This window comes from Bacteroidota bacterium, assembly GCA_013360915.1.
Taxonomy (GTDB): Bacteria; Bacteroidota; JABWAT01; order JABWAT01; family JABWAT01; genus JABWAT01.
The window spans coordinates 101,135-125,309 of sequence record JABWAT010000002.1; the positions used below are offsets into that span (position 1 = coordinate 101,135).

21 protein-coding genes and 2 tRNA genes are annotated in these 24,175 nt (G+C 50.3%); 16 read left to right on the forward strand and 7 right to left on the reverse strand.

All coding sequences use genetic code 11. The features are described 5' to 3' along the window. Positions 1–4: 4 nt before the first annotated feature. Together HUU10_04085 and HUU10_04090 are read left to right on the forward strand one after the other, a co-directional pair. The gene (locus HUU10_04085; protein NUQ80771.1) at positions 5–874 is read left to right on the forward strand and encodes a hypothetical protein; all 870 of its coding nucleotides are present in this window, start codon (positions 5–7) and stop codon (positions 872–874) included. Between the two features lie 38 nt (positions 875–912). Beyond that, positions 913–2,934: a S9 family peptidase gene (locus tag HUU10_04090; protein ID NUQ80772.1), complete on the forward strand. Its 2,022-nt coding sequence runs from the start codon at positions 913–915 to the stop codon at positions 2,932–2,934. Positions 2,935–3,232: 298 nt separating this feature from the next. On the opposite strand, the gene HUU10_04095 is transcribed toward HUU10_04090, so the two are convergent. From HUU10_04095 to HUU10_04115, 5 genes are all read right to left on the reverse strand, one after another. Continuing rightward, positions 3,233–3,763: a DinB family protein gene (locus tag HUU10_04095; GenBank protein NUQ80773.1), complete on the reverse strand. Its 531-nt coding sequence runs from the start codon at positions 3,761–3,763 to the stop codon at positions 3,233–3,235. A gap of 83 nt (positions 3,764–3,846) precedes the next feature. Next, positions 3,847–6,933 (reverse strand): DNA polymerase III subunit alpha, encoded by a 3,087-nt coding sequence (locus tag HUU10_04100; GenBank protein NUQ80774.1) that lies wholly within the window; start codon positions 6,931–6,933, stop codon positions 3,847–3,849. Between the two features lie 398 nt (positions 6,934–7,331). Next, positions 7,332–9,029 carry an FAD-dependent oxidoreductase gene (locus HUU10_04105; protein ID NUQ80775.1) on the reverse strand — a complete coding sequence of 566 codons (1,698 nt, stop codon included), beginning with the start codon at positions 9,027–9,029 and terminating at the stop codon, positions 7,332–7,334. 304 nt (positions 9,030–9,333) lie between these two features. Beyond that, positions 9,334–10,491: a hypothetical protein gene (locus HUU10_04110; protein ID NUQ80776.1), complete on the reverse strand. Its 1,158-nt coding sequence runs from the start codon at positions 10,489–10,491 to the stop codon at positions 9,334–9,336. Positions 10,492–10,521: 30 nt separating this feature from the next. Beyond that, the gene (locus HUU10_04115) at positions 10,522–10,782 is read right to left on the reverse strand and encodes a hypothetical protein (GenBank protein ID NUQ80777.1); all 261 of its coding nucleotides are present in this window, start codon (positions 10,780–10,782) and stop codon (positions 10,522–10,524) included. Positions 10,783–10,909: 127 nt separating this feature from the next. Between HUU10_04115 and HUU10_04120 the strand changes: the two genes are divergently transcribed. The 3 genes from HUU10_04120 to HUU10_04130 all read left to right on the forward strand — a co-directional run bounded on the left by HUU10_04120 (position 10,910) and on the right by HUU10_04130 (position 11,385). Continuing rightward, positions 10,910–10,983 (forward strand) — tRNA-Arg (locus HUU10_04120). Between the two features lie 17 nt (positions 10,984–11,000). Beyond that, positions 11,001–11,306 (forward strand): preprotein translocase subunit SecG, encoded by a 306-nt coding sequence (gene secG / locus HUU10_04125; GenBank protein ID NUQ80778.1) that lies wholly within the window; start codon positions 11,001–11,003, stop codon positions 11,304–11,306. A 6-nt stretch (positions 11,307–11,312) separates the two neighbouring features. Then, a tRNA-Lys gene (locus tag HUU10_04130) sits at positions 11,313–11,385 on the forward strand. Positions 11,386–11,536: 151 nt separating this feature from the next. Here the strand turns inward: HUU10_04130 and HUU10_04135 are convergent. Continuing rightward, the gene (locus HUU10_04135; protein ID NUQ80779.1) at positions 11,537–12,862 is read right to left on the reverse strand and encodes a hypothetical protein; all 1,326 of its coding nucleotides are present in this window, start codon (positions 12,860–12,862) and stop codon (positions 11,537–11,539) included. Then, on the reverse strand, positions 12,859–13,668 hold the full coding sequence (locus HUU10_04140; protein ID NUQ80780.1) for a hypothetical protein: 810 nt from the start codon (positions 13,666–13,668) through the stop codon (positions 12,859–12,861). The genes HUU10_04135 and HUU10_04140 overlap by 4 nt, the downstream gene beginning before the upstream one ends. 884 nt (positions 13,669–14,552) lie before the next feature. Between HUU10_04140 and HUU10_04145 the strand changes: the two genes are divergently transcribed. The 11 genes from HUU10_04145 to HUU10_04195 all read left to right on the forward strand — a co-directional run bounded on the left by HUU10_04145 (position 14,553) and on the right by HUU10_04195 (position 24,155). Next, positions 14,553–15,743 carry a hypothetical protein gene (locus HUU10_04145; GenBank protein NUQ80781.1) on the forward strand — a complete coding sequence of 397 codons (1,191 nt, stop codon included), beginning with the start codon at positions 14,553–14,555 and terminating at the stop codon, positions 15,741–15,743. 75 nt (positions 15,744–15,818) lie between these two features. Then, a complete protein-coding gene (locus HUU10_04150; GenBank protein NUQ80782.1) occupies positions 15,819–18,203 on the forward strand; it encodes an AAA family ATPase in 2,385 nt (794 codons plus the stop codon). A gap of 13 nt (positions 18,204–18,216) precedes the next feature. After that, complete coding sequence (locus HUU10_04155; GenBank protein NUQ80783.1) at positions 18,217–18,612, forward strand: hypothetical protein; 396 nt, start codon at positions 18,217–18,219, stop codon at positions 18,610–18,612. Positions 18,613–18,616: 4 nt separating this feature from the next. Then, positions 18,617–19,348 carry a hypothetical protein gene (locus HUU10_04160; GenBank protein ID NUQ80784.1) on the forward strand — a complete coding sequence of 244 codons (732 nt, stop codon included), beginning with the start codon at positions 18,617–18,619 and terminating at the stop codon, positions 19,346–19,348. Positions 19,349–19,535: 187 nt separating this feature from the next. Beyond that, a complete protein-coding gene (locus tag HUU10_04165) occupies positions 19,536–21,182 on the forward strand; it encodes an ATP-dependent helicase (protein ID NUQ80785.1) in 1,647 nt (548 codons plus the stop codon). Next, positions 21,179–21,853 (forward strand): hypothetical protein, encoded by a 675-nt coding sequence (locus HUU10_04170; GenBank protein NUQ80786.1) that lies wholly within the window; start codon positions 21,179–21,181, stop codon positions 21,851–21,853. The genes HUU10_04165 and HUU10_04170 overlap by 4 nt, the downstream gene beginning before the upstream one ends. After that, complete coding sequence (locus tag HUU10_04175) at positions 21,850–22,140, forward strand: hypothetical protein (GenBank protein ID NUQ80787.1); 291 nt, start codon at positions 21,850–21,852, stop codon at positions 22,138–22,140. Before HUU10_04170 ends, HUU10_04175 begins: the two co-directional genes overlap by 4 nt. Before the next feature lies 1 nt (position 22,141). Further along, positions 22,142–23,092, forward strand: a complete 951-nt coding sequence (locus tag HUU10_04180) for a hypothetical protein (protein ID NUQ80788.1) — start codon at positions 22,142–22,144, stop codon at positions 23,090–23,092. After that, a complete protein-coding gene (locus tag HUU10_04185) occupies positions 23,089–23,649 on the forward strand; it encodes a hypothetical protein (GenBank protein NUQ80789.1) in 561 nt (186 codons plus the stop codon). The genes HUU10_04180 and HUU10_04185 overlap by 4 nt, the downstream gene beginning before the upstream one ends. Then, a complete protein-coding gene (locus HUU10_04190) occupies positions 23,609–23,977 on the forward strand; it encodes a hypothetical protein (GenBank protein ID NUQ80790.1) in 369 nt (122 codons plus the stop codon). Before HUU10_04185 ends, HUU10_04190 begins: the two co-directional genes overlap by 41 nt. Further along, the gene (locus tag HUU10_04195; protein NUQ80791.1) at positions 23,922–24,155 is read left to right on the forward strand and encodes a Lar family restriction alleviation protein; all 234 of its coding nucleotides are present in this window, start codon (positions 23,922–23,924) and stop codon (positions 24,153–24,155) included. The genes HUU10_04190 and HUU10_04195 overlap by 56 nt, the downstream gene beginning before the upstream one ends. Positions 24,156–24,175: the final 20 nt, after the last annotated feature.

Consider the following 24,175-nt stretch of genomic DNA (forward strand, 5'->3'; position numbering starts at 1 on the left):
GTTCATGGCTCTGAAAATCTCGCAAGATTACCTCGAAAAACTTCGGGATCAAACCTTCAGACGAACCAAAACCCTTGCCATCCGCAATGAACAGGATGCTGTGGACTTTATCCACAGTGTCGGGTTCTGTATGGCGTTCAAAACCGAGCTTTCCGAATTGCCTTCCATCTGGAATGCTCTGAAAGGGGAACGAAAGCCCGATCTGCCAACTTCCATTGATTCCGATCAGGATGTGATCTTCACCTGGGGACTGAAGGACCGGCTTCCTCAGAACCGGAAGGCCTTTTTCGGTAAGTTTATCAAAAAGCAGCCGACGTTTATCTCACCTGAGTATGTTCCTTACTTTTTTATCCTGAATGCCAATGTCGGCAACACCGACAGTTCATGGGAAAATTTCGTTCATAAACACATTTCTGAAGCAGAAAAACGGGTGTTGGATTCAATTATGGAAGACCACCCGATTACCACGATCAACCTGCGGAAGAAGATGGAGTCGACCGGCAAGTACATCCGGCCAGTGTTTGATAAATCGCTTCAGGAACTGGAGCGGAAAATGTACATTGTGGAAATTGGAAGACAGGAACATCCTCTCACATCCATCTGGGATCTGGTCGTTTCCCATTTTGAACATGTCGGACCCATCATTGAAACACTGACCGAAGACCAAGCCAGAGAAAAAATTCTGGAAAAGTATTTTCAGGTCCAGATCATTTCCAATGAAAAGCGTATTCAGGCTCTGTTTAACTGGCAACCCAAAGACATTGAAAACGCTTTGGAATCCATGCGAAAACAGGGCATTCTTGTGCCGATTTCTCTGGTTGCCTCCCGCGGTCGCTGGCTGGCCCATCACTCGGTTCAGGATATTCTTCGCTGACCTCCAACTCATTTGTATTGACTGAAAGGACACTTCCCATGATCCTCCGTGTGGTTGTTTTTCTGATTTCAACCCTCATTGCTCTTTCTGGTATCGCTCAAAAGCGCCCCATGACTGTCATGGACATGATGGAAATGAAGCGGTTAGGAGCCTTTTCCGTTTCTCCGGATGGCAGGCAGGTGGTGTATGCTCTCGGTCAGGTGTTTTTTTCTGAGAACCGGATCGTGAATGACTTGTTCCTGCTGAACCTGGAAACGGGCAAAGAGGAAAGACTGACCATTGGGGAGGGATCGAACTTCCAACCGGTTTTTCATCCGGACGGGAAGTCGGTTTTCTTTATTTCCACGCGGACGGGTTCCACTCAGGTGTTCACGTTGGATCTGAAGGAAAAATCTGCCAGTCAGGTCACCAACTTTTCCATGGGAGTGAATTCATTCCTTTTAAATCCCACCGGAACCGGCCTGGCCTTTTCCTCGGATGTGTATCCGGACTGTGCATCCGATACCTGTAATCAACGGTTGAGTGCATTGGCTGATCAGCGAAAATCGACCGGTAAAGTATTCGAGCGGTTACCATACCGGGTGTGGGATAGTTTTAAAAACGGCCTACGGTCCCATGTCTGGTATTTCGATTTTCAGGAAAAAAGTTACCGTGACCTTACCCCCGGTGATTATGATACACCCCCCATTGATCTGGGCGGAGCACAGGATTTTTCCTTTTCTCCCGATGGCCGTTCATTCTTCTTTGTAAAAAATGAAGAACCACAGGTTGCCTGGTCGACGAATAATGATGTCTTTTACCGCCCGCTTTCCATCGAATCTGAGGTAAACCTGACCGAAGTGAACAAGGCAAATGATAACAACCCGGTGGTTTCTCCCGATGGGAAGTGGTTGGCATGGCTGGCGATGCGGAGACCCGGTTTTGAAGCTGACCGGTATGAAGTAATGGTCAGAAACCTGCAGTCAGGCGAAAGCCGCAGCCTTACCCAAAACCTTGATCGGTCTGCTGGTGATCTGACCTGGTCTCCTGATGGCAAGTTTCTTTATTTCACGGCTGATAATCAGGGCTACCGGTCCCTTTACCGCGTCGATCCTGCCGGCCGGTTTACCGATCTGATTCTGGAACAGGTGACCATGCTTCATTTTGAGTTTGCTGGTACAGACCGGATCGTTTATTCGGCCAGTAAAACCACTTCACCTGCCGAATTATTTGAACTGGACCTGAAAAAACGGAAGGTAAAACCCCTGACCTCGATCAATGAACCGGTCTTGTCCCGCGTTGATCTCAAAGAACCCGACAGACTCTGGTTTGATGGAGGAGATGGAATTAAAAATCACACCTGGGTAGTGCTTCCTCCCGGATATGACAAGGGGAAAAAGTATCCGCTGGTCTATCTGGTTCATGGCGGACCGCAAGGTTCCTGGGGAGATTCGTGGTCCTACCGATGGAATCCGCAGGCCTGGGCTGCACAGGGATACATTGTCGCATTGCCCGATCCGACCGGTTCAACCGGCTACGGTCAGGCTTTTACCGATGCCATTTCAAAGGATTGGGGAGGACGGGTCTTCGTGGACCTGATGAAAGGGTTGGATGCAGTTATTGCCAGTTACCCGGTGGATACCACCCGGATGGCCGCTGCCGGAGCCAGTTATGGAGGCTATATGATGAACTGGTTTCAGGGCCACACCACCCGGTTTAAAACCCTCATTTCCCATGCTGGTGTTTATAACCTGTCGGCCATGTACGGAACCACTGAAGAAGTCTGGTTTCCTCATTGGGAATTCGGGGGAGCACCCTGGGAAAACCCCGAAATGTATAAGAAATGGTCACCAAGTGAATATGTGAAGAACTTCAAAACTCCGACCCTGATTATTCACGGTGCGCTGGATTACCGGGTTCCCGAATCGCAGGCCTTTGAATATTTCACTGCCTTGCAATACATGGGAGTTCCCTCAAAATTCCTCTACTTTCCCAATGAAAACCACTGGATTCTGAAACCGCACAACAGCAAACAATGGCATGATACGGTCTTTGACTGGCTGGCGGAGTATCTGAAGTAAAGAAGTCAGGAAATAGAATTCAGAATTCAGAATTCAGAAGTCAGAATACGGAATGATAAACAGGCGGGAAAAACTCTCAATGCCGGAAGGTTGTCATGCCGGACTTTCAGATATCCCGCAAGTGGGATCACCAGGGATCCGGGTTTTTCCAATCATGAATCACTAGTAGTCTCTCGTCACTCGTTACCCGTCACGGTAAAAACACTATGGCTTCCCCGATGTCATCGGGGCTCAGCCAACGGGTTTTTCGAATCCTTCAATGTCCGGGTTTTTCCAATCACCAATCACCTGTTTCCCGTTACTTCATTGCAGCCAGATACCGTTCCTGCAGGATGTTGATGTGATGCTGGTTGTGACCGGCAACCATCCAGCCGAGACTTCTGGCTGTATACACCACCTTGTTGGCCTTTCCCCGGAAATCGAGCATTTCATCGGTCAGATAGCCGAATAGAGAAAGGGTGGCTGACCGGATGGTCACATATTCATGAAGGATATCATCCAGCGTGCGGTGACGGGCATGAGACCGGGGGGCATACCAATCTTCATCAAATCCGGGCAATTCGGTGGTATCCTGGCGGCTGAATCGCAAGGCCCGGTAGGCAAAGACCCGCTCGGCATCCGACACGTGAGCAATGAGTTCCCCGATTGTCCATTTTCCTTCTGCATATGCAAAATGGCCCTGATCGCTCGGAATGCCATTCACCACCTGCACTGTCAGATCCCGGGTTCTGATCAGTTCATGATGCAGGTCGGTGCCGGGAAGCAGATTGATGTATTTCCATCCATAGGGTGGGGTGTCTTCCTGACCGGGACGAATGATCGGGTGCATGGTGTGTCCTCCTGCTTGTTTCTGATAAAAATATCGATTAAGGGCTGGTTTGTAAATCAGACCAGTTGATTTTCATCGGTCTTTCACAGAAAACTGACCTGATCCACCTGAAGGGTCAGTGCCGAGTAGTCTTCCAGCACTTTTCCACGCAGAACGTAGGGTTTCACGGTGCTGAGCATGGTGCAGAACCGGGCGTAGGCTTCCGGAAAGAAAACCGTTTCGTAAATGGCGGTGGTATCCTCGAAACTGACAAACTGCATGGGTTCATCGTCCTTCGTGTAAACCACCTTCCGGGTGATCATCCAGCCGACCATGGTGATGGTTTTCCCGATGTGTGACCCCATGTCCTTGCCACGCACGTGGCGCAGTGATTCCAGTTTGGGTTTGAACAGGGTTAACGGATGAACAGACAGCACAAAATCGAGCGTGAGCATTTCATCCTCGATGACTTTGCTGTAGGGATACTGCGGGGTGGAAGGCACGGGCAGGTCACCGGTATCGAACAGATCGAAGGATTCACCTACCTGAACCTGATGATTCGAATAGTGCAGCTCGGCTTCCCACATGAGTTCGGGCCGGGTTTTTCCATTGGCGATGGAATCGAGGCATCCGGCCCGGATGAGCAACTGAACATCGCTGAGTGGGGGCTGAATGCGGTCAATGAACGCAACCAGCGACTGGTACGGTCCCTTCGATTGGCGGTCACCCAGCAGCCGGACGGTGGTTTCGCGTGTGAGGCTTTTGACCTGCATGAGTCCGACCCGGAGAATCGGGTATCGTATTCCATTTTTCTGGGGCGAGGGTTGCATGGGTCGCCCGTTCGGATTCAGGTAGGCTGCTGGTTGTTCATGCACACCGTCGGTGGCCGTGACCGGGGGAACGGTATAGCCGGTGTACTCGTACTGACTGGCGTTGATATCGGGGAGCAGAATCTGAATTCCCATCCGTCTGGCTTCTGAGATGTAGCCGAATGCCGAGTAAAATCCGCCCTGATTCGAAATGACGGACGCCATGAATTCGGCCGGGAAGTGGGCTTTCAGAAAGGCTGACTGGAAGGAAACCACCACGTACGACGCACTGTGCGGTTTGTTGAACGAGTACCCGGCAAAACTGTGAATCATTTCCCAGATTTCATCGGTTTTTTCCGGCGTGAGTCCCTTCCGCAGACATCCATCAAAAAAGGCCTGTTTATACCGGATTTTCATCTCATTGTCATTTTTCCGGCTGAGCGATTTCAGCAGTTTGGTGGCATCGTACTCATCCATATCGGCCAGTGTCATTCCGGCTTTGATCACATCTTCCTGATAGCACATGATGCCATAGGTTTCGCTGAGCTGATCGGCAAGCAGCGGATGAATCGGTTCCCAGGTGCCTCCTTTCAGCCGGCGGACGTACTCGGTGATGAACTTATTGGCCGCAGGCCGGATGATGGAACTGTGGATGGTGAGATGATCGAAATCGCCACGGCGGGTTTTCTCCTGCAATTGCCGCATGGCGGGCGATTCCACATAAAACACCCCCATGGATTTTCCATTGGACAGCATGTCGAGGGTTTTCTGGTCGGTGAAAATATCGATGGTCTCAAAATCGATGAGGCGGCCGGTGTGCTGGTACACCGTCCGGCGGGTATCGCGGATGACGGCGAGGGACCGGTTTCCCAGCACATCAATTTTGATCAGTCCGGCATCTTCGGTCTGATCCTTTTCCCATTGCAGGACGGCCACCCCCTTGGGTGCCGGTTCCAGCGGGGCGTGAGTCCGGATGGGTTTGGTGGTAACGACAAAGCCACCGGCATGAACCGAGATGTAGCGGGGAAATCCGATGATTTCCGAAGCGATAAGCAATATCTGGCGCCATTGTTCGGCCATTCCGGCGGCCTCGGGTGAGCGTTTGTATTCATCGAGCACGTGAGATGCGTAATAGGCCGAGAAGGCGGGGACCCGATGGAAAAACTGCTGAATCTCCATTTCGGGGATTCCGAACACCTTGGCCACTTCCCGGATGGCCATCCGGTCTTTGAACAGCACGTGATTGCACACCATGGCGCAGTACTCTTTTCCGTACGTCTGGAACAGGTAATCGAGAATGTCATCCCGTTCATCCCAGCAGAAATCCACATCGATATCGGGCGGATCGTCGCGTCGCATATTCAGAAACCGCTCGAAAAACAGGTTGTGGCGGATGGGTTCCACATCGGTGATGTTCAGGCAATAGGCGATGATACTGGCCGCTGCCGATCCGCGACCGCAATGCGAAGCCGATTGTTTCACAATCTGATGGACGGTCAGGAAATACTCTGAAAAACCCTTGGCCTCGATAATCCGCAATTCCTTCTCAATCCGGTCAATAATCGGTTCGGTCAGTTCCCGGTAGCGGCGGCGGGCCCCCTCATACGTGAGCTCACGCAGATACTCGAAGGGATGCATGGCGGGCGGACCCATATACCGGGGCTTGAACCACTCACCCCCCGGGTAGCTCCAGCGGATGCGGGAGGCAATATCGCTCAGATGGTCGAGGGCATCGGGCAGAATGTCGAACCTCTTTGCGAATTCATCGGGCGGAATCAGATAACCGGCTTCCGGGATCAGGTCGGAGGCAGTCAGTTGCGACAGGGTCTTATTTGAGCGGATAGCGGCGAGGACTTTGTACCGGTGGTAATCGGAAGGATGGCAGAAATAGACCGGATGGGCGGCCACGGGGCGCACGCCGTTTTTCCGGGCCCGTCGCAGTTTCAGCATGGGAATGTGCCAGGAATCCACCTGCAGGTACACCTCCCGGATGCCGCCTTCAATGGCCAGAAACTCGGCCAGTTCCACCGACGGCGTCATGAAAATAAGTCCGTCGGCGTGAGAGGGAAGCAGAAGACGCAGATTGGCGCCGGGGGTTTCTTTCATGTGGGAGATGAGCGTGCACAGATTGGAAAATCCGGATGAACTGGTCACATAGGCCGATACTTCCTGATGGGCATCTTTCAGGTGGGCGGCTGTCATGGTGGTTAACCCGAAGGCACGGGCCGCTTCCCGGTAGATAAACTGAATATACAGGTTATTGATATCGGTCAGTGCCAGAGTGGAATAGCCCAATTCGGCCGCCCGGGCACACAGATCCTCGATGCGGCTGGCACCAGCCCCCAGTGAAAAATTGGAATGAATATTTAAAAGTGGAAACATATACTGTAAAAAATTACAGTACAAATGAAACAGAATCCGGTGAGAAAGTCAATGTGAAGGAAGATCGGTTGCCGGGTGTGGAAATGTATCGGTCATCTGGTGACGAACGAAGTGAGTCGTATCGAGATGACCAGAAATGCACACAGCGGCGATTTGAAATTCAAACATCGCCGGGCCCCTCGGTATCCGTCAGTGACGGACCTTCAGCACCTCATCCTTGTGGCTTCGAGCGCCTCAGCCACCGGATTCGGCACACGGGAACCGGGTCCCTCGGTATCTGTCAGTGCCGGACTTTCAGCACCTCATCCTTGTGGCTTCGAGCGCCTCAGCCACCGGATTCGGCACTCGGGGTCCGGACAAGCGGAATCCCTTCGGGGTCCGGTGATTGGTTATTGTCCTTACACCAACACTTCTGCTTCCCACTCAACCGGATTGGATTGCTCACAGGTTACCATATCCCAGGTTTTAAATCCACCCGACAGATTCCTGACGTGTGAGTAACCCGATTGGAGCAGAATCCGGCTGGCCAGGTATCCACGGAGTCCGATTGCACAGTAAATGACCGTTGGTTTATTCTTCGAAATCCGGTCCAGCTGATTCCGGAGATCATCCACCGGAATATTCACTGCTCCCTGAATAGATCCACCAGCTACTTCAGATGGACTCCGAACATCTATCAATTGAACGGATGTATCCGAATCCAGAATGGATTTCAGTTCATCCCACTGGATGGGTTGGATTTTCCTGGTCATTATATTCTCGGCAACAAATCCGGCCATATTTACCGGATCCTTAGCCGAGGAAAAGGGTGGGGCATACGCATGTTCAATGTCGGTCAGATCGGCGATGGTTCCGCCGGTACGGATCACCGAAGCCAACAGGTCGGTCCGTTTATCGACGCCATCCCTTCCAACCACCTGACCACCAAGTAACCGACCGGTAACCGGATCAAAATTGATCTTCAGAGTTAGTGTATCGGCTCCCGGGTAATATCCGGCATGGGATCCGGAGTGGGTAATGGATTCGGCAAATTCGATTCCTTCCCGGCGTAGAAGTGCAGCGGAGGCTCCAGTGGTTCCTACTGTGAGATCGAAGACTTTCGCAATAGCTGTTCCGATGGATCCCTTATAACGTTCTGTATTTCCTGTAACGATGTTATTGGCGCAAATGCGTCCCTGTTTGTTTGCAGGTCCGGCCAGATAGGTGATCGTTGGTTTTCCGGTTACCGGACTCACGAACTCGATGGCATCACCCACCGCATAAATATCCGGATCGGAGGTCTGCAGATACTCATTTACCTTAATTCCACGGGTCACACCGAGTTCCAACCCGCTGTTTGCAGCCAGACGACTATCGGGCCGGACACCAATGGATAAAATAACCAGATCGGCAGGAAGCTGAACACCACTGTTCAGGGTTACAATCAGATTTCCGCCAACACGATCGAACCGGCTGACTGCCTGATTCAGATACAATCCTACCTTTTTCTCTCTGAAATGGTGATGAACAATTGATGCGATTGGAAAATCGACCGGTGTCATGACCTGAGGAGCCATTTCGACCACAGCCACTTCCAATCCGCGATGATGGAGGTTCTCTGCCATTTCAAGGCCGATGAATCCGGCACCGATCACCACCGCCCGTTTTACCGGATTTTCATCGAGATAGGATTTAATTTTATCGGTATCGGAAACAGTACGAAGCGTGAAAATCTGCGGATCATCGATTCCCGGAAGCGGCGGGCGGACGGGTTCCGCACCTGGCGATAAAACCAGTTTGTCGTAGGTTTCTGTATAGTCTGACCCGGTTTTCAGATCCCGGATGGTAACGGTTTTAGCCTGCCGGTCAATCTGAATCGCTTCCGACAGCACCCGAACATCGATGTTAAACCGTTTGCCGAAGGATTGCGGAGTCTGGACGAACAATTTATCCCGTTTCGGGATGATTTCGCCGATGTAGTAGGGCAATCCGCAATTGGCATAGGAAATATAGGGGCCTTTTTCGAGCATGATGATCCGGGCATGTTCATCCATCCGGCGAAGTCGGGCTGCAGTGGAAGCGCCCCCGGCGACTCCTCCTATAATGACAACTTTCATACAATATCCTTAGGAATTTAAATTTCGGATTGGACGCAGAAACCGGAAAATAGAGTCACCGGAAGCGGGGAGGCTGGGGAGGATGTAAGATGGTCAGAACGATGGGCACTCTTTCAATTGTATTATCAGGCAGAGAAAAGAAAATGGTTTGTCAGAGAATTCATTGGCTGATACCCGAGTTCAATTTCGTTCATTTCCGGCAGGATGTTTTTCTGACTGAGTCAGCCGTGTTTTGTCAACACCCCGGATGGTGATGGAAAGGTGGGTTAATTGATGATCTGAATGCAGCCATCTGATCGCCATTTCAAGCCACACCGGCAAACCGGACAAGCTGAAGGCCGTACTTGCCTTCCAGGCGGTCCATGGCGGTGAAGAGCTTTTCCTCGCGGGTGATGTCGCGGTGATCCCACAGCAGCAGTTGCTCGGTGGTCCGGAAGAGGCGTGTGGCGGTGAGGTCCATCAGTCCAACCTGAATCCGCCGCTGAAGGATGCCGCTGAGCAATCGTTCCAGCTGATCATACACGGGGCGCTCCAGAAAGGCTCCGTCGGGGAATCCGATCTGCCGGTGATCGGTCTGATGATCGGCAAACTGGACGCTCAGCCGGAAGAGACCAGCCGATTGCTGCCGGCTGCGGAGTGTGCGGCATAACCGGTGGATGCCATCCATGAGATACAGCCGGATGCGTTCACCATCATTGGTTGGTTCCTGAAAGACGATCTTTTCGGTGAGTGAGAGTTCCTTCTGTCCCGGGGTGACCGGCCGGTCATCGGTTCCCTGAGCGTACTGATACAACCGGGTCCCGGCCACCCCGAAAAGCCGCCGGAAGTAGGCGGGATCGACGGGTTGAACATCACCCACAATGAGCAGGTTCAGATCGCGAAGCCGGACGAGGATATCGGGTGCGGTATCGGGCAGAATGTGAACGGGATGCGGGGCCAGAAAGGGTTTTTCATCGCCATCCCGAACGGTGAGGATCGACTCCTGATGCCGGAAAGCCTCATCGGCGGCCACCTTGCTCACCAATTTGTTAATGGCCAGTCCGCCCACGGCCGGCAGCCCGAGTCCGGACCGGAGTTCCTGCTCAATTTTCAGCAGCAGCGATTCGGGTTGTCCCCACAGCCTGCGGGTTCCGGTCAGATCGATATAACTTGAGGAATAACTGGCCAGTTCGATGGCGGGAGAGTAACGTGACAGGGTGATGCGGATCTGATCCAGTGCTTTCTGATACAATCCACGGTCGGCCAGGGCCACTTTCACATCGGGCATCCGGCTCAGAACCCGGTGAAGGGGCTGGCCTGTCACCACGCCCTGCCGGCGGGCCTCATCGGAAAGCGCGAGTACCGGTGACCGCTGCTGCATGGATCCCACAATGACAATCGGGTGACCGCGCCAGTCGGGGTGCCGCTGCTCAATCAGTCGTGTGTAAAACGACTTCACTTTCAGGTGACCGATGTTTTTCATACAGCAAATATACTGTATATAATAACAGTATCAAGTCGTAATCAGATCAGGTGTTCCAGATCTTTCTGGCAGTTGGTTGGATCGCTTTTCAACCCGGAAGGCAGTCCGGTCTAAAGGGGGAGGGTTTTCGGGGTCGATTCCGTAGGCGAGGTAGGTCAGAAAGAGTCCGGCCACGATCCGTTCTTCACCCGAACGGGTCAGCCACCACTCCCTGGACTGGTCGGCTTCTTCCAGTGACTGTTTGGAAAAAGCGGTCCGGTCCAGCCGGAATTCAAAAGATTTCGGTTTCATGCCGGAAAGTACGACCGGAAAGGCTTCAGAATCAACCCGAACTCAGTTCAAAAACCCTTGCATTAGCCCTTCCTGTTCCCTACCTTTGTAGTCCTTAAATCAAAATCCGCGGAAAACGGATCGATTTGCACCCGTAGCTCAATTGGATAGAGCATCTGACTACGGATCAGAAGGTTTGGGGTTCGAATCCCTACGGGTGTACTAAAACGGAGACTGGTATGTATACATTTGTGGTTGTTCTCTCCCTTATTCTGGCTTTCCTTCTGATTGTGGTGATTCTGCTTCAGAGTTCGAAGGGTAGTGGCCTGGCCGGTACTGCCTTCGGATCGAGTGCTTCTGCTGTGATCGGGGTCCGCCGGTCGGCCGATCTGCTCAGCAAAACGACCACGTTTCTGGCAGCCGCTCTTGCAGTTCTCTGCATTCTTTCCAACTACATGATTCCGCGCGGTACAGAAGCGGATGAATCCTTTATCAACAGAGCGCCTCAGCAATCGGCTCCTGTTGCACCCGGCCCACAAGAGTAAGCATCCGCACCATTAGCTCAGTTGGTAGAGCAACTGACTCTTAATCAGTGGGTCCAAGGTTCGAGTCCTTGATGGTGCACACGAAAAAACCTCAAATCAGCCCCGTTTTGGGGCTTTTTTGTTTCTGCGATCGATCAATCGATCTGTCCTGTCCTTGATTTTTCTCACCAATTTTTCTCACCGCTTTCTCACCAGATTTTAGATTGGCCCGTATTCTTAGGCTAAAACTGCTAAAATGAAAGCCTGGACAGCATTTCAGTCCGGATGGTGGTCATGTTAGGCCCACTGACTTGATTGTGATCATAATTCTTGAAAACAATCTCCGGGCTATTGCCTACCATTTTTGCCACCTGATCGACCGGAATTCCGGCTGCAAGGCTCATGGTGATGAATGTGTGACGGAATGAACCAAAGGCCAGAGCGCGGCCAGGGAGGACCACCCTGACCGATTCTGAGACCGCATGACTCAGGCTGTGTTTGTTTATCGGTTTACCGTCCGGCTGATGAATGAGAGAGTTGCCAGAGTACCGGGAGAGCAAATCAGAGAAGAATCCGACCAGATAATCGTCAAGCGGAATCTCAACCAGTTTTGGCACCCCATCACTCCGGACCAGTTTCTGTCTGAAATACGTCAGTTTCCGGGTTTGAAGATTAACAGCAGACCGTGGCATCTTACACACATCGATCAGCGATGCACCGGTAAAGACAGCAAGCATGCAGCAGTCGATAAAGGGACGTGCCCGGTGAACCCGCATGTAATCCATGAGAATCGCCAGTTCTTCCGGATAGAAGCTCTTAGAGTTTTGGTGCCTCTCTAACCGCTTGACCGCTTCTCGTTCAACAATAATTCTCGGGTATTTCAGCTGAAAGAACGGGTAGTGACTGGGCCAGTCAAATCCGTGCGACAGGCGGGTGACGTTTGCCATCCCCCATCGCCAGAAGGTCCGTATTTTATTGACATTGATCTCAATCGTCCGCCGGCGGAACGGGGTTCCACCCGCGGTTTTCTTCAGTGACATCCAATCAATAAATGCCTGCAGGACTTTGTGAGATATCTGCTCGACAGGGAATCCCAGTAACGTGATAACTGCCGGTTCGTTGTGGCGGTCCAGCTCAGAGAACCACTTTCCTGCAATCGCATAGTCCACCCAGAACTCATTGAAATACCTGATTGCGGTCTGGGCTTCTTTTATAGATGCAACAGAATGTTTCAAATTCCCAGGGTTTCCGGAATAGAATCGGAACCACTCGGACGTTAATGCCAGCCATCCGTTCTTCGCCACATAAACCGGTGCTGGTTTGGTCAGACCGATAGATTCCCCGGATCTCCGGAGGAACTCATCCAGCTCCACCGGTGAAATCTTTCCAGATTCCAACATCTGAAGCCCCTGGCGAAGCCGTGCATTAAGCGCCTGCTCTGTTTCGGCCAGGACACGTTTCTGTGTCGATGAACTCAGGGTAACTCCGCTGGTTATCTGCCGGATTGTGTTCCCCTTCAGTCTGAACTGGAAATACAGCCGACCGGCCCGTTTCTGAACAATTACATTCCCTGTCATTTCAGTAACTTATCAAATATGGACTGATCCCCAGAATACGTTGCCATGGCCTGAGCCACCCGGCGCTTAAACTCCTGCAAATCGCCTTCGATCTCCGCTATCCGACCAGCAACCTCAGAAAATGACGGCAGTCGCTGAGTGATAATTGTCACCACCTCCCAGACCTCGATTATATCACCAAGATTAACCACGCTATCACCGGGAGACCCCTCAACTGCCTTAACGGTCCGGAGAAACAACATCTTATTCTCCTGTAACCGGTTCACCACATTCCGGACCACAACACCCTTCGTATAGCTTACAATTACATACGGGGCATCCGAACGGATACTGGAGTAGTCTATGACCTTTTTTCCAACCACCCAGTCCCCGGAGTAAATTCCGGGTTCCATGTGATCCCCAAAAACCTCAAACAGACGATGCAAGTTACTATCCTCAATACCAGGAATCCGGTACACTGCAAGCCCGTTTATGAAACTTTGGCTATTACAATTTGTTAAATATGTTCCACCAAGCCTGACCGGAACCATCCGAATCATTCCAGGCAGACTTATATCACTACCAGCTGTAATCAATGACGGCCCAACGTCAAAAAGAAACCAGTTCAAGGAATACCCCAACTCAAGGATTTTCTTTAGTATACGATCAGATGGTGTGTGGGGTTCTGGTGCGTCTGGACTTTTCGCAGGCAAATAACGCGGGATGCTGTTTAGGGACATCCCCAGGGCACGTTCTGCCTTTTTATTTACCCCATCAAACCGCTCTTCAATGATCGTAAGGAAATTTCTTGCGCTCACAACTGACATGCCACTCTCCTGCAATTAAATTATTATAATAAATAGTAACAAGTAGATATTTTAGCAATTAACATTTGCTACGATACTATAAAAATGCTATCATTGTATCGTAACAAATGACTACTACAATGGACACATCACCAAAATCTATCCCCCCTCGGGTTATCCGAAAAATCCAAGGGATTTACCATGAACGAACCAACAAGTTCTTCCATGGAAAGCGCATCCGAAACATGATCAAGAATGAATCAGACATGATCCTTTTGGACATAACCAATCAGGTTCTCCAAGAGGAGATAGTCATTAAATCCATGAGGGCCTCTGTTGACAAAAAAATCAGAGAGGTGGCCAAATGAAGTTCGTTGATCCTGCTGAGATTGATAGAATTCTTTCGTCGAACCGGGATTTAACTGAGCAGGAGGTGCTGGCTTTACTCGGGAGAAAAAGGGTGCCTGTCGACATCCTGAAAACGAAAAGGAGAGTCGGGTCGGTCTCTCTTTATAGCATAGATATGCTTCGCGAGAAGTTTTCATATAGGCCCCCTGTTCAGCCGGTTCAGGCTGGGAATTCGGTCCCATTGTATAATCCGGCTCTTTTGCCGGTACCACAAAGAACATAAAAAGGCGGGGAGTAGTCAATGGAAACGATATTAATAAGTACATTTCTGATAATCGTCTTTGCTTTCACCAGCTGGGAAGTCACCCGACATATCCCCGCTTCTCCGAGGTCAACGGAAGAACTCATTGTTCTGAGTGATATGATCAATAGTCCCGTTGCCAGAGCCACCTACTTACTGGAACACCATGAGCATGTAACCGAGATAGATGGTGGAAGCGCTGAGTTGGAAGAACTTGTTCAACAATCCCGACAAATTATAACGCAGGAGGTTTACAATGTCAGGAGCTAATACGGCAGTCCAAAGGTACCTGCCGATCAAAGTGGGGGATCGCGAGATAACCCCAAAAACACCGATGGTCGTCATTGACGCAACGACCGGAAAAGAGTTGGGTTTCCCGATTCATGGCGCATTTGCCAATGCCCGGCAGCACTGCTTTCCAATCCGGGTAGAACTACGGGAGCGGTATGGCGAATGCGCGATGATCGAAGGTAAATTGGTTCCAACCATTCCGGGCTATCGCCGGGCCAATCAGTATGCAGGCCTCAATGTGATTAAACCACAAACGGTCAATGCAGAGATGGGAACCAATCCGTTTGTAAAGTACGACACCTATGGGTACGTCCGGGAAATCTGGGGACGTGCGCTGGCAATCGGATACAGTCCGACCGGTCAGCTGGTTATCACGGACGTGATTCATTATATCAATATGGCAAACGTCCTTGCTCAGGATATCCTGGCCGTGATCAAGAAAAACCCCAAGGTGGGGGTGATCGGGCCGAAAGATGCTTGTCCGGAAAAGTGGACCACCGAAATCACTAATTGGGAAAACGGCCAGAGACAACAAATCAAAGTCGAAGGCGTTAAGCAATCCACCATGGGATTTCTTCCAACCATCCAATTTCCGGTAGAAATGGGTATTCACTTCGATACCGCTCATGGCGACCTCATCAAGGCCATCGAGCAGTACACCAACCGGCAGAAGCACATTCAGGGCATGGTCATGAATATTGCCGAGCGAAACGCTCTTGCGGCACACCCGGCGATTGCTGCCAAGGCAATCAAAATTCTCTCCGAAACCAAAAAAGATGCAGTCGGTGAACTGGTGGTTTATGCCAGTAAGACCGTTGTAACAGATGAAAAGCTCAAAGAATTGAGCGATAAACTGCAAAAAGGACACGAAGTGGCTGAGGGGAAGATTGTCACGGTTGAGACCACCCATGAAGTGGAAGATCGTGCCGATTTGACCGAAGACGCTGTTCCGGATGTCACCACAGAAGAAATCACACCAGAACCAATTACGGAGCCGACAGCCTACCCACACGCAGAACCTAAGACGAAAAAGGAATTCAAAGCCAACATCCTCACCGTATTGGATGAGATGGCCGTCCTGGACCGGGCGGGAAAAACGCTGGACGAAATGACGGTCAGTGAGATCGCAGTCCTCTGGGGAGAGGTTAAGCCGTGATAACGGTACTGGTGGTCACCATTTCGGTGGTGATCGGATTTGTACTCGGAATTATTTCAGAAAGAAGGGCCAATCATGAAAGCAATCGCAGTCCGGTTTAAAAACTGGAACAGCAGCCGGACCCCGACCGAAGTTCGGTTATCCGGAAAGGACCTGTTTTACGGTCCAAACGGATCCGGCAAAAGCCGGGTCCTTGACGCATTCCGCTTTGCCATCACAGGGAAAGTCGGTAAGGTCAACGAAAAACAACTGTGGGATCTCGCAACGCAGGACCCGGCAATCAATGAGTTTTTCGTTGAGGTGGAGTTTGATAACGGGTTCAAAGTGCGCCGGACGTTCAGTCGGTCGTATGGACGGGACCGGAAGCCGAAAATCAGCCAGGAGATTGATGTTTACCCAAAACAAGGTGAGCGCACCAATGTAGAGAGGGAAAACCGGATTCAGGCTGAAATCGGTGGAAACCTGATCGGGTTTGACTTCTCTCTCTTTGACTCCCTATCTGATTCAAAGCAGAGGGAATACCTTCTGCAGTATTTCCCGGTGGAATGTACCCGGGAGACCATGTGGAATGCGCTGGTTGAAACGCTGAATGCAGATGGCTCAATCGGTGCAGTCAACCCATTTATGGAAGAAATTCAGAAGGATTTCCTTCTAAACTTCCCGGACAACACCGGTCGGTCTCCGCTTGATCTGGTCAGTTTTACCGCAGATGCCATCCGCGCCAAGGCGAATGAATTTGCGCTGGAGGCAGAAAAAGCCACCCATGCTGCCGAGAAGATCAGTGAAATCTCCCACGAAAAAGACCAGATTGCGACCCAGCTTAAAACGCTGAGGGAGGTAAAACGGTCCATTGAGCAGGTGATTCAGTCCGCCAAAGAAGATAAGGCGGTGATGGAATCCAACGCAAAGCGCCGGTTGGAGATCGAGCAGGAAATCAGCCGGCTTTCCGGGTCGCTTGACGATCAGACCGAACTGCCAGAGGATATTGATGGACAGTTCAGTGACGTGACGATAGTTCGCCAGGAGAGGGCAAATGCCCTGAATGAACTCCGGGCAAAAACTGATGCAATCCGGTCTGAAATGGACCATCTGACCTCAAATATCAGATTGGCAGAACGGATCCGTTCGCTGACAGACCGGATTGATATCCACAAAAAAGCGATCAGCGACATACAGGCCGGGACACAGCCCATACCGGACATTCCGGCGATTGAAGCGCAGATTGCAGAAGAAGCCCAAGCGAAGGGAATCTGCAAAAACCAGTTACTTGTCCTGTCCGATCGGATTGCGGTGATCCGCGAATACACTGATGCCATTGAGTCTGCTCTCAGTCATGACGAGCATGGCCAGTGTCCTCTTTGTAAGTCCTCCGTATCGGTCGAGGTTTTCCGCGCAATGAAGGATTCGTATTCCGAGGAGTTGGAGACTTGCAATAAGGAGATGGCAGCTGCCAATGGTGTGCTCTCCGGAATAGAGAGTCGCAGCAGAAAGCTCGAAATCGACCTGGATCGGGCAAGGCGTATCCGAGTGGAGAACCAGCGGAGAGAGAAAGACATCGCATCTATTCAGGACCAGATTAAACCGTTGGAAACGGAATTGTCCGGAATCGATCAGCAGAAAGTAAATGAGTCTGTCATCCGGTTTGGTCAGTTGGAAGCAGAGATCAACGACCTGTTACCGACACAGCGTCAGACAGAGGAATCCTATAACGAGGCTGATCAGGAATATACCCGCCTTGCCAACCTGATCAAAACTGCATCCGTGAAAGCTGAGGCAGCAGTCAGAATCAGTGAATTGCAAAAACAACTGGCCGCCATTCCTCAGATTGATGGTCTGGTGGATCTGAATGCCAAAATCTCGGATAACGAATCCAAGCTGGCACAGATAAACCGGGATATCGATGAGCGGATCCGTCAGGAACAGAACAAAGAACTCGAAATGCGGACTCTTCAGCAGTCGAATGTCAGTATTGATAAAAGCCGGGCCTATAAAATAGTAAGTCAAGCCATCGGACCGAAGGGATTTCAGGGTGATCTGCTTAAAAACGTCATCCGGCCGTTTATTGACCGGGTAAATGGCTATCTGAACAACGCAGGTCTGAGCGAGTATGCGTTCACTATCGAAATGACAGACAGCCGTGAGAATGAAGTATTTCGCCCAGCCATCGTTAAGAATGGCGAGATCGTCACCCTTCAGACAATCAACACAGCCCACCGGTTAATGTTGATCTTCTGCTTCATTGACGCACTGAATATCTCCGGGTATTCCGCAATCATCATGGACAACCTGGAAGTGATTGATGAGCGGAATGAACAGGTATTGGTCTCTCTGGTTGAGAGCCTGAAGGCCAGCAACATTCTGATCGCTGGAAGCCGGGGAAAATGGCGGTCTGACCATATCCGGGTTCACCAACTCGGGGACCTGTCTGCTACTGATTACCTGAATAAACTCACAGCCTAAAATGGAGGGCCACATGTCACAAGCCGATATCCGGAGTATTGCGCTCCGGATTGAGCAAACAAACCGTTTCCGTGCCTTTACAGACGCGGAAATGAACGAAGCACGGGAGCGCTTTACAGAAGCCTCTCTGAAACTGCAGGACATCAAGGAGCGCAAAAAAGCCTCCGATGAAGTCTTTAAAGCGGAAGCGGAACCTTACCAGGAAGTCGTCTCGGAACTATTTCCTCAGTTAAAGCAAAAGGGTATCCAGGAAGAAGTTACCGTTGGTCTGGTTCCAGACTATGTGAACAACCGAATGGATTACCTGCACATTGAAACCGCAGAAGTGGTATGGAGCCGTCCACTCACCCTTGCCGAGCAGAATGCTCAGGGCATGATTTTCCAATTCAAACCAGCAATCGAAGGATAACCAAATGGAAGAACCAGCAAAATACAACATCAATCTCGGAGACCGACCAGTGCAAACCCTGATCATCCGCGAGGGGAAAGCGCTCCCGGAAGAACACCCGAAGAAGATTGTGATTACCGGTGTCGGGATCGGAGCAATCTCCGCATTCCTCGCCATTAAGGAAAATCACAAGTTCATTAAAGAAGGGGCCACTCTGGTGGTGAACCGCGCAAAGGGGACAATGGTCCTTGATGGTGATCCGTCAGCCCCGGTTGGTGGCCTGGAAATCAAACAGGAAGTCATTCTGGACGAGCGGTTTTTGGAATGGGGAATCAACACCAAGAAGCTCTGGGATAAAACGACCCTGCTTGAATTTGTCAGGATCCGCCCACATTTCTTTTGCTCGAAACCGGACTATCTGGTACTCATCTCTGCCCTGAATCAGACAAACGCAAAATACTCAGCGATGATCGTGAACGACAAAGAAGTCAACGGGTCAAAGGAAACACGGAATGCAATCGTTTCCGAGTACAAACCCATTGAATTCACTCTGAAATTCCCGGTTATCGCTGGCAACGACCCCATGTCGTTTCTGGTCGCAGTAAACATGGAAATCAGGGAACGGGATTTCAGTTTCTATCTGGAAAGCCCGGAACTGGCAGAAATCCTGTATAACGAACGGGAAAAAGCGCTAAAAGGTGAATTGGAAACCGTCCTTTCGCTCAACCTTCCGATTGTGGGAGTTTATCAGAAATAAGTTAAACTCTCCGGTGCCAGTAAGGGGCAAAAGGGTTCGACCCCCTGCCGGAGAGCAACGTCTGACTGGATTGTTCTTTTTGACGGGAAGTCGTCCAACCTGTGACAACCCGAAAGCAATTGTACGAAAGTCCTGTGAAATATGTAGCAGGTGCCAGTCAGACCCCTTTTTTAATGCAGGAAAAAAAATGAGTATCTCTCCGCTTCAGGAACAAATTATTACCGCAGACGACCGATTGCTTTTCGCAATCGCCGGTCCGGGAAGTGGGAAGACCCACACAATCCGGATGAAAACCCTCCGGACGGTAGCGATGGAGGCCAAGCCATCCATTCTGATCCTTGCATTTAATCAGCATTCTGCTGAGGACATCCGGAAGAAGGTCGGAGCAAAAGCGCAGGTATTCACCTATCACGCATTTGCCCTACAGTACATCCACTCGAACATTGAGCAATTCCGGAGTATTTCAAAATACCCTATGGGCATCATCCCATCCGTATTAGATGAAGAAACCGAGCAGGTTCTTATCGCTGAATATTATCAGGCCAGAAGGATCCAGATTAAGAACAAAAGGATCAACCTGGAGTGGGTAAGACAAAACCACCCCAATCACCACAAACCACTACTGGCCGAAATCGTTGAACTCGGGCTGATCCGGTTTGATGACCTGATCCCAATGGTAACCAGAATGATCGCGGGACACCCATCAGGATTCAGGTATTCCCATGTTTTGATTGACGAAGCTCAGGATAGCAGTCTCGACCAATGGCAATTGGTTGAAGAAATACTGATGGTTAAGACTGTTAAACAAGTCCTTGTTTTCGGAGACATCGACCAATCCATTTATGAATGGAGATCGGCCGTTCCAAAGCAGGCCATTGAATTCGCATCTGCCCATGAAGCCAGAATCCTCCCGCTGACCGTCAGTTACCGGTGCCCGGTGTCGGTGATTAACGCAGCAAACCAAATGATCTGGAATAACAAATTCCGGTTAGAAAAAACCATCCAACCCAAACAGGATGCAGTAGCGGGAAGCATCCAGGTAATCACCGCGGATTCATTGGACCAACAATCGTGGTATCGTTTGCTCGACCAGTTGTGCGAACAGATCCTTTCGCAAATCGGACTCGGATACAGAAGCATTGCTGTTTTGACCCGGACAAACCGTGACATGGAAGCTGTAAAACGAGCGCTCTCCTCTCACGGAATCGCCATGATTGAAACAATGGACCGCAGAGCCAACCCGGAAGCAATGGCCCTGTTAAATTTTGCCGAGAAGGTTTTGGAGTCAGAGTTATTTGACCAGACCTGTTCAAAGGCCATGCGGTTAATTAATCCTGCCTTCGACCAGGTGGAATTTTACGTCCGGAGCCGGAAGTATGGTGGTGAGATCGAAATGATGAAGGCCGAGTGGCCGGAATTGTTTTCCGGGGACACGGAGGCCAGGCTGGACTTTCTCCGGGAAATGTTCGCAACAGCAGGACAGCCCGAGCTTGCTGGTCATGTTCAGGCCATTGTTTCCGCCATGAGAAAAGCCATGGTGACCAGCATCCAGAAGAAAAAAGTGGATCTGATTGAATTACTGACGGAAACAGAGCAGCAACAAACCGAGGCAGCCATTGTCCGGGTCAGCACCATTCACGGTGCCAAGGGATTGGAATTTGAAGGCGTTCACATTTTCAATGCAACCGACCGGGTATTTCCAAGCGACAGAGCAACCAATATCGAGGAGGAGCGCCGGTTAATGTATGTGGCGATCACCCGGACAATTGTTTCCTGCACGCTGTATGCGCATGGATATCCAAGCCAGTTTATAACCGAAATGGGACTGAAATGAAAGTATTATTTAACCCATGGGACATTGACGCGCTGGCAGCAGCCGGGATGTTGTCAAAAAAAGGGTACGAGGCAGTACCAGCAGAAATCCCCGGTGTCGAGTTTGAGGAAACCGGCATTAAATACGCGAGAACCGATCAGATCACCGCATCAGAATCGCAGGAATACCGTCTGGTTCGGTCCCTGTTTGACGAATTCGCTCCCAGCCTTGTCGCAACACCCGTTGCGGACGTGATCAAATCCACGGCCATGGATTACGTTTTATTTGAGTATAAGGTTTTGGCGGTGATTATTCTTGAAATGGCGTTCTGGCAGATGGTGACCGACAAGAAGGCCTACGAAGAAAAAACATTTGAGGACATAGAATCCAGCTTCAGACTGAAAACCATTAAAAACCTGGTTGATATGTCGATTTCCGGGATTGAAGATGACCAGTATAACTATCCGGTTAATCTGATCGGAGACGTTCCAACTGTTACCCCTCCACCGGGGGAGACCTGGATGGCAACAATGAAAACTTTGGCAACAAGTTTCCACACATTTTCACTTATAACCCCACATAATTCAACAATTATCACTCGAAAGGTTGACCCCAATCACATGAAAAGGTTGAAAATTCAGTATCCCGGTTCAAATCGCAGGTTGGTTTTGACAGCTGGGAGGCCGGAATGATTATCCCCCCAGCCAGCGTAACAGGAACGCTACCCTCATCAGATTCAGCCCTGAAAATTCCTGTGTTTATCTCGTTACACCGGGGAGAGATCACAAAGCTGGCCTCGATTCACGAAGAAAACAGGCTGCCATTAGATAAACAGAACCTTGAATTTGCTCAGGCAGTGGTTCGCCGGGAGGTCCCTGGGTCGTTCACCGGGAAAATCCGGGCAGTATTTGTCAGGAGACCGGATGAGACATGGGACGACCTGATTCTGATGCAGGTTAATTACTCGAAAAAGGGATGATATGGCACGAATAAGGTCAATCAAGCCTACATTTTTTCTGGACGAAGAGATTGCAAACCTTCCTCTGCTGACGAGGCTTCTGTTTATCGGCCTATGGACCATTGCAGACAGCGAGGGTCGGTTGGAGGACAGGCCAAAGCGAATCAAGGTCCAAACCCATCCATACGATGACGGGGACACGGATGCTATGTTACAGGAGCTTCATAACGCCAAGTTCATCACCCGGTATGAAGTAGCCGGCGGGCGGTTCATTGAGATCGCAAAATTCAAAAAACACCAGCGATTAACTGGTAAAGAGGCTGAGACTCCGAGCGCATATCCACCAATACCAACCCAAATCACACCCGATACACCACAGGGAAACAACAGGGAAACAACAGGGAAACAACAGAGTGACGATAAAGAAGTACCAGTTGCCCAGGAATGGAGTATGGGAATGGAGTATAGGAATGGTGTTAGTGTTGTTGGTATAAACAAGGGTAGTGGTGACTACAAGAGCGAGCACGCGCCAGCGGAAACACCAACAACACAGGAACCGGAATCCGTTTATTCAAAAACTACCATACCAACCGGGCTTCCATTTGCTCACCATGAGTCAAATGCGTTTTACACACCAGGAGAACTGGAAGTAAAAGCGGGATTCCCTAATGGTTCGATGGCGGCAAGGTACTTTGTTGATCGGTTTATTGCTTCCAAATTCTCAAAAACAAGGGGCCTGCAGTTTGGCATTCCGAGCAAGATCGTTGCAGAATTCAGGGCAAACTATCAGTCAAGAGAACCAACATACACAAAGGCCTACATTGACGAATTGGTCAATACTGCAGCTGAGGCAAGAAACCGGGATGGGTTTGAATGGTGGCTTCGGAATTGGTCAATCATGCAGTTATGGGAAAATCGGGATAAAGTAATAACAGGAACTCTGGAAAAATATGCGAAGGATTGGACAGAATGAGCGGTAACAGTAACGTCAGGGATTCGTTCAGGTATGTCAGGCGAATAACCCCGGCAGAAACAAACCACATAGACAACCTGATCTCAAAGCTTTCATCCATGGGATTAAAACCATCGCTGGTCATGGATACAGTGAATCGGTTGAAGGATAGTAAGCGTCCGGTGGTTCAGTGGACGGTGGATGATTTCATGCAGGGCGAAAGTGATCAGGCACCAGTAAGGTCAGATAAATATACTCAGATGGTCGAAATCAGCAGGATACGAGGAGAGATTGATTTATATACAAGCATCCTTGATTCTGCAGACGAGAAGATTGCTTTGCATGTAGCCAGAGAAATAGGGTTTCATCGTGAAAGAGCGATTAATCGTCACACCAGGAACATTTTAACGGCCGATTGGTTCCGAGATCCAGACGTGAAATCCGTAACAAAACAGCAGATCGATCAGTACCGGGCCAACCTGAGATCGATTATCAGTAATCACCAGAACCGGTTAATAGCAATGGGAATCAGACCACATGAACCAATCACAGCCGAATATCTACGAAATCAGGCTTGAGAAGCTCAGGTCATCAGTTGACTATGCAATCAGCCGGACCTACGTTGAGTTCTCAAAACAAACGATTTTGAGGACGCTGGATCAAATCCGCCGGTACGGACAATATGCGGAAGAGGTAGCAATTGTCGGACGGTCTTATGGAGTGATGGACGCGGAGATCCTCAGCAGGATCCGCGAAGAGAACACCGATGTTGACAGGTTGATTGGCATGGTCAGGAGAAACGATCCGGTAATTGGAGACTGGACGATAGAAAAATTCGAAGGAATGATCAATGGATTTGCAGAAAGTTACAGCAGAGCATTCGCAGTCGAAGCAAACGTCAATTGATTGTTGCCCGTTCTGCAGGAAGCGCCCAAGTGTTTTCAGAACAGACGATTATGCGTTTATTCGTTGCGCAAACGATGAATGCGAAATCCGCCCGTCCACTCCGATTTACCAGGGGGAAGACCGTATGGTGAAGGCGATAGCAACTTGGAACTGGAGAAAGGCAAAGCATGCAGCATGAAACAGTTGGAGGCACCCTTA

Excerpts from the sequence above, each read along its gene's own strand:
- HUU10_04180 (NUQ80788.1), top strand. The coding sequence starts at position 22,142 with ATGGCACGAATAAGGTCAATCAAGCCTACATTTTTTCTGGACGAAGAG.
- HUU10_04115 (NUQ80777.1), bottom strand. The coding sequence starts at position 10,782 with ATGAAACCGAAATCTTTTGAATTCCGGCTGGACCGGACCGCTTTTTCC.
- HUU10_04165 (NUQ80785.1), top strand. The coding sequence starts at position 19,536 with ATGAGTATCTCTCCGCTTCAGGAACAAATTATTACCGCAGACGACCGA.
- HUU10_04170 (NUQ80786.1), top strand. The coding sequence starts at position 21,179 with ATGAAAGTATTATTTAACCCATGGGACATTGACGCGCTGGCAGCAGCC.
- HUU10_04100 (NUQ80774.1), bottom strand. The coding sequence starts at position 6,933 with ATGTTTCCACTTTTAAATATTCATTCCAATTTTTCACTGGGGGCTGGT.
- HUU10_04160 (NUQ80784.1), top strand. The coding sequence starts at position 18,617 with ATGGAAGAACCAGCAAAATACAACATCAATCTCGGAGACCGACCAGTG.
- HUU10_04190 (NUQ80790.1), top strand. The coding sequence starts at position 23,609 with ATGAACCAATCACAGCCGAATATCTACGAAATCAGGCTTGAGAAGCTC.
- HUU10_04195 (NUQ80791.1), top strand. The coding sequence starts at position 23,922 with ATGGATTTGCAGAAAGTTACAGCAGAGCATTCGCAGTCGAAGCAAACG.
- HUU10_04105 (NUQ80775.1), bottom strand. The coding sequence starts at position 9,029 with ATGAAAGTTGTCATTATAGGAGGAGTCGCCGGGGGCGCTTCCACTGCA.
- HUU10_04155 (NUQ80783.1), top strand. The coding sequence starts at position 18,217 with ATGTCACAAGCCGATATCCGGAGTATTGCGCTCCGGATTGAGCAAACA.
- HUU10_04090 (NUQ80772.1), top strand. The coding sequence starts at position 913 with ATGATCCTCCGTGTGGTTGTTTTTCTGATTTCAACCCTCATTGCTCTT.
- HUU10_04095 (NUQ80773.1), bottom strand. The coding sequence starts at position 3,763 with ATGCACCCGATCATTCGTCCCGGTCAGGAAGACACCCCACCCTATGGA.
- HUU10_04135 (NUQ80779.1), bottom strand. The coding sequence starts at position 12,862 with ATGACAGGGAATGTAATTGTTCAGAAACGGGCCGGTCGGCTGTATTTC.
- HUU10_04145 (NUQ80781.1), top strand. The coding sequence starts at position 14,553 with ATGTCAGGAGCTAATACGGCAGTCCAAAGGTACCTGCCGATCAAAGTG.
- secG (NUQ80778.1), top strand. The coding sequence starts at position 11,001 with ATGTATACATTTGTGGTTGTTCTCTCCCTTATTCTGGCTTTCCTTCTG.
- HUU10_04175 (NUQ80787.1), top strand. The coding sequence starts at position 21,850 with ATGATTATCCCCCCAGCCAGCGTAACAGGAACGCTACCCTCATCAGAT.
- HUU10_04150 (NUQ80782.1), top strand. The coding sequence starts at position 15,819 with ATGAAAGCAATCGCAGTCCGGTTTAAAAACTGGAACAGCAGCCGGACC.
- HUU10_04110 (NUQ80776.1), bottom strand. The coding sequence starts at position 10,491 with ATGAAAAACATCGGTCACCTGAAAGTGAAGTCGTTTTACACACGACTG.
- HUU10_04085 (NUQ80771.1), top strand. The coding sequence starts at position 5 with ATGGCTCTGAAAATCTCGCAAGATTACCTCGAAAAACTTCGGGATCAA.
- HUU10_04185 (NUQ80789.1), top strand. The coding sequence starts at position 23,089 with ATGAGCGGTAACAGTAACGTCAGGGATTCGTTCAGGTATGTCAGGCGA.
- HUU10_04140 (NUQ80780.1), bottom strand. The coding sequence starts at position 13,668 with ATGTCAGTTGTGAGCGCAAGAAATTTCCTTACGATCATTGAAGAGCGG.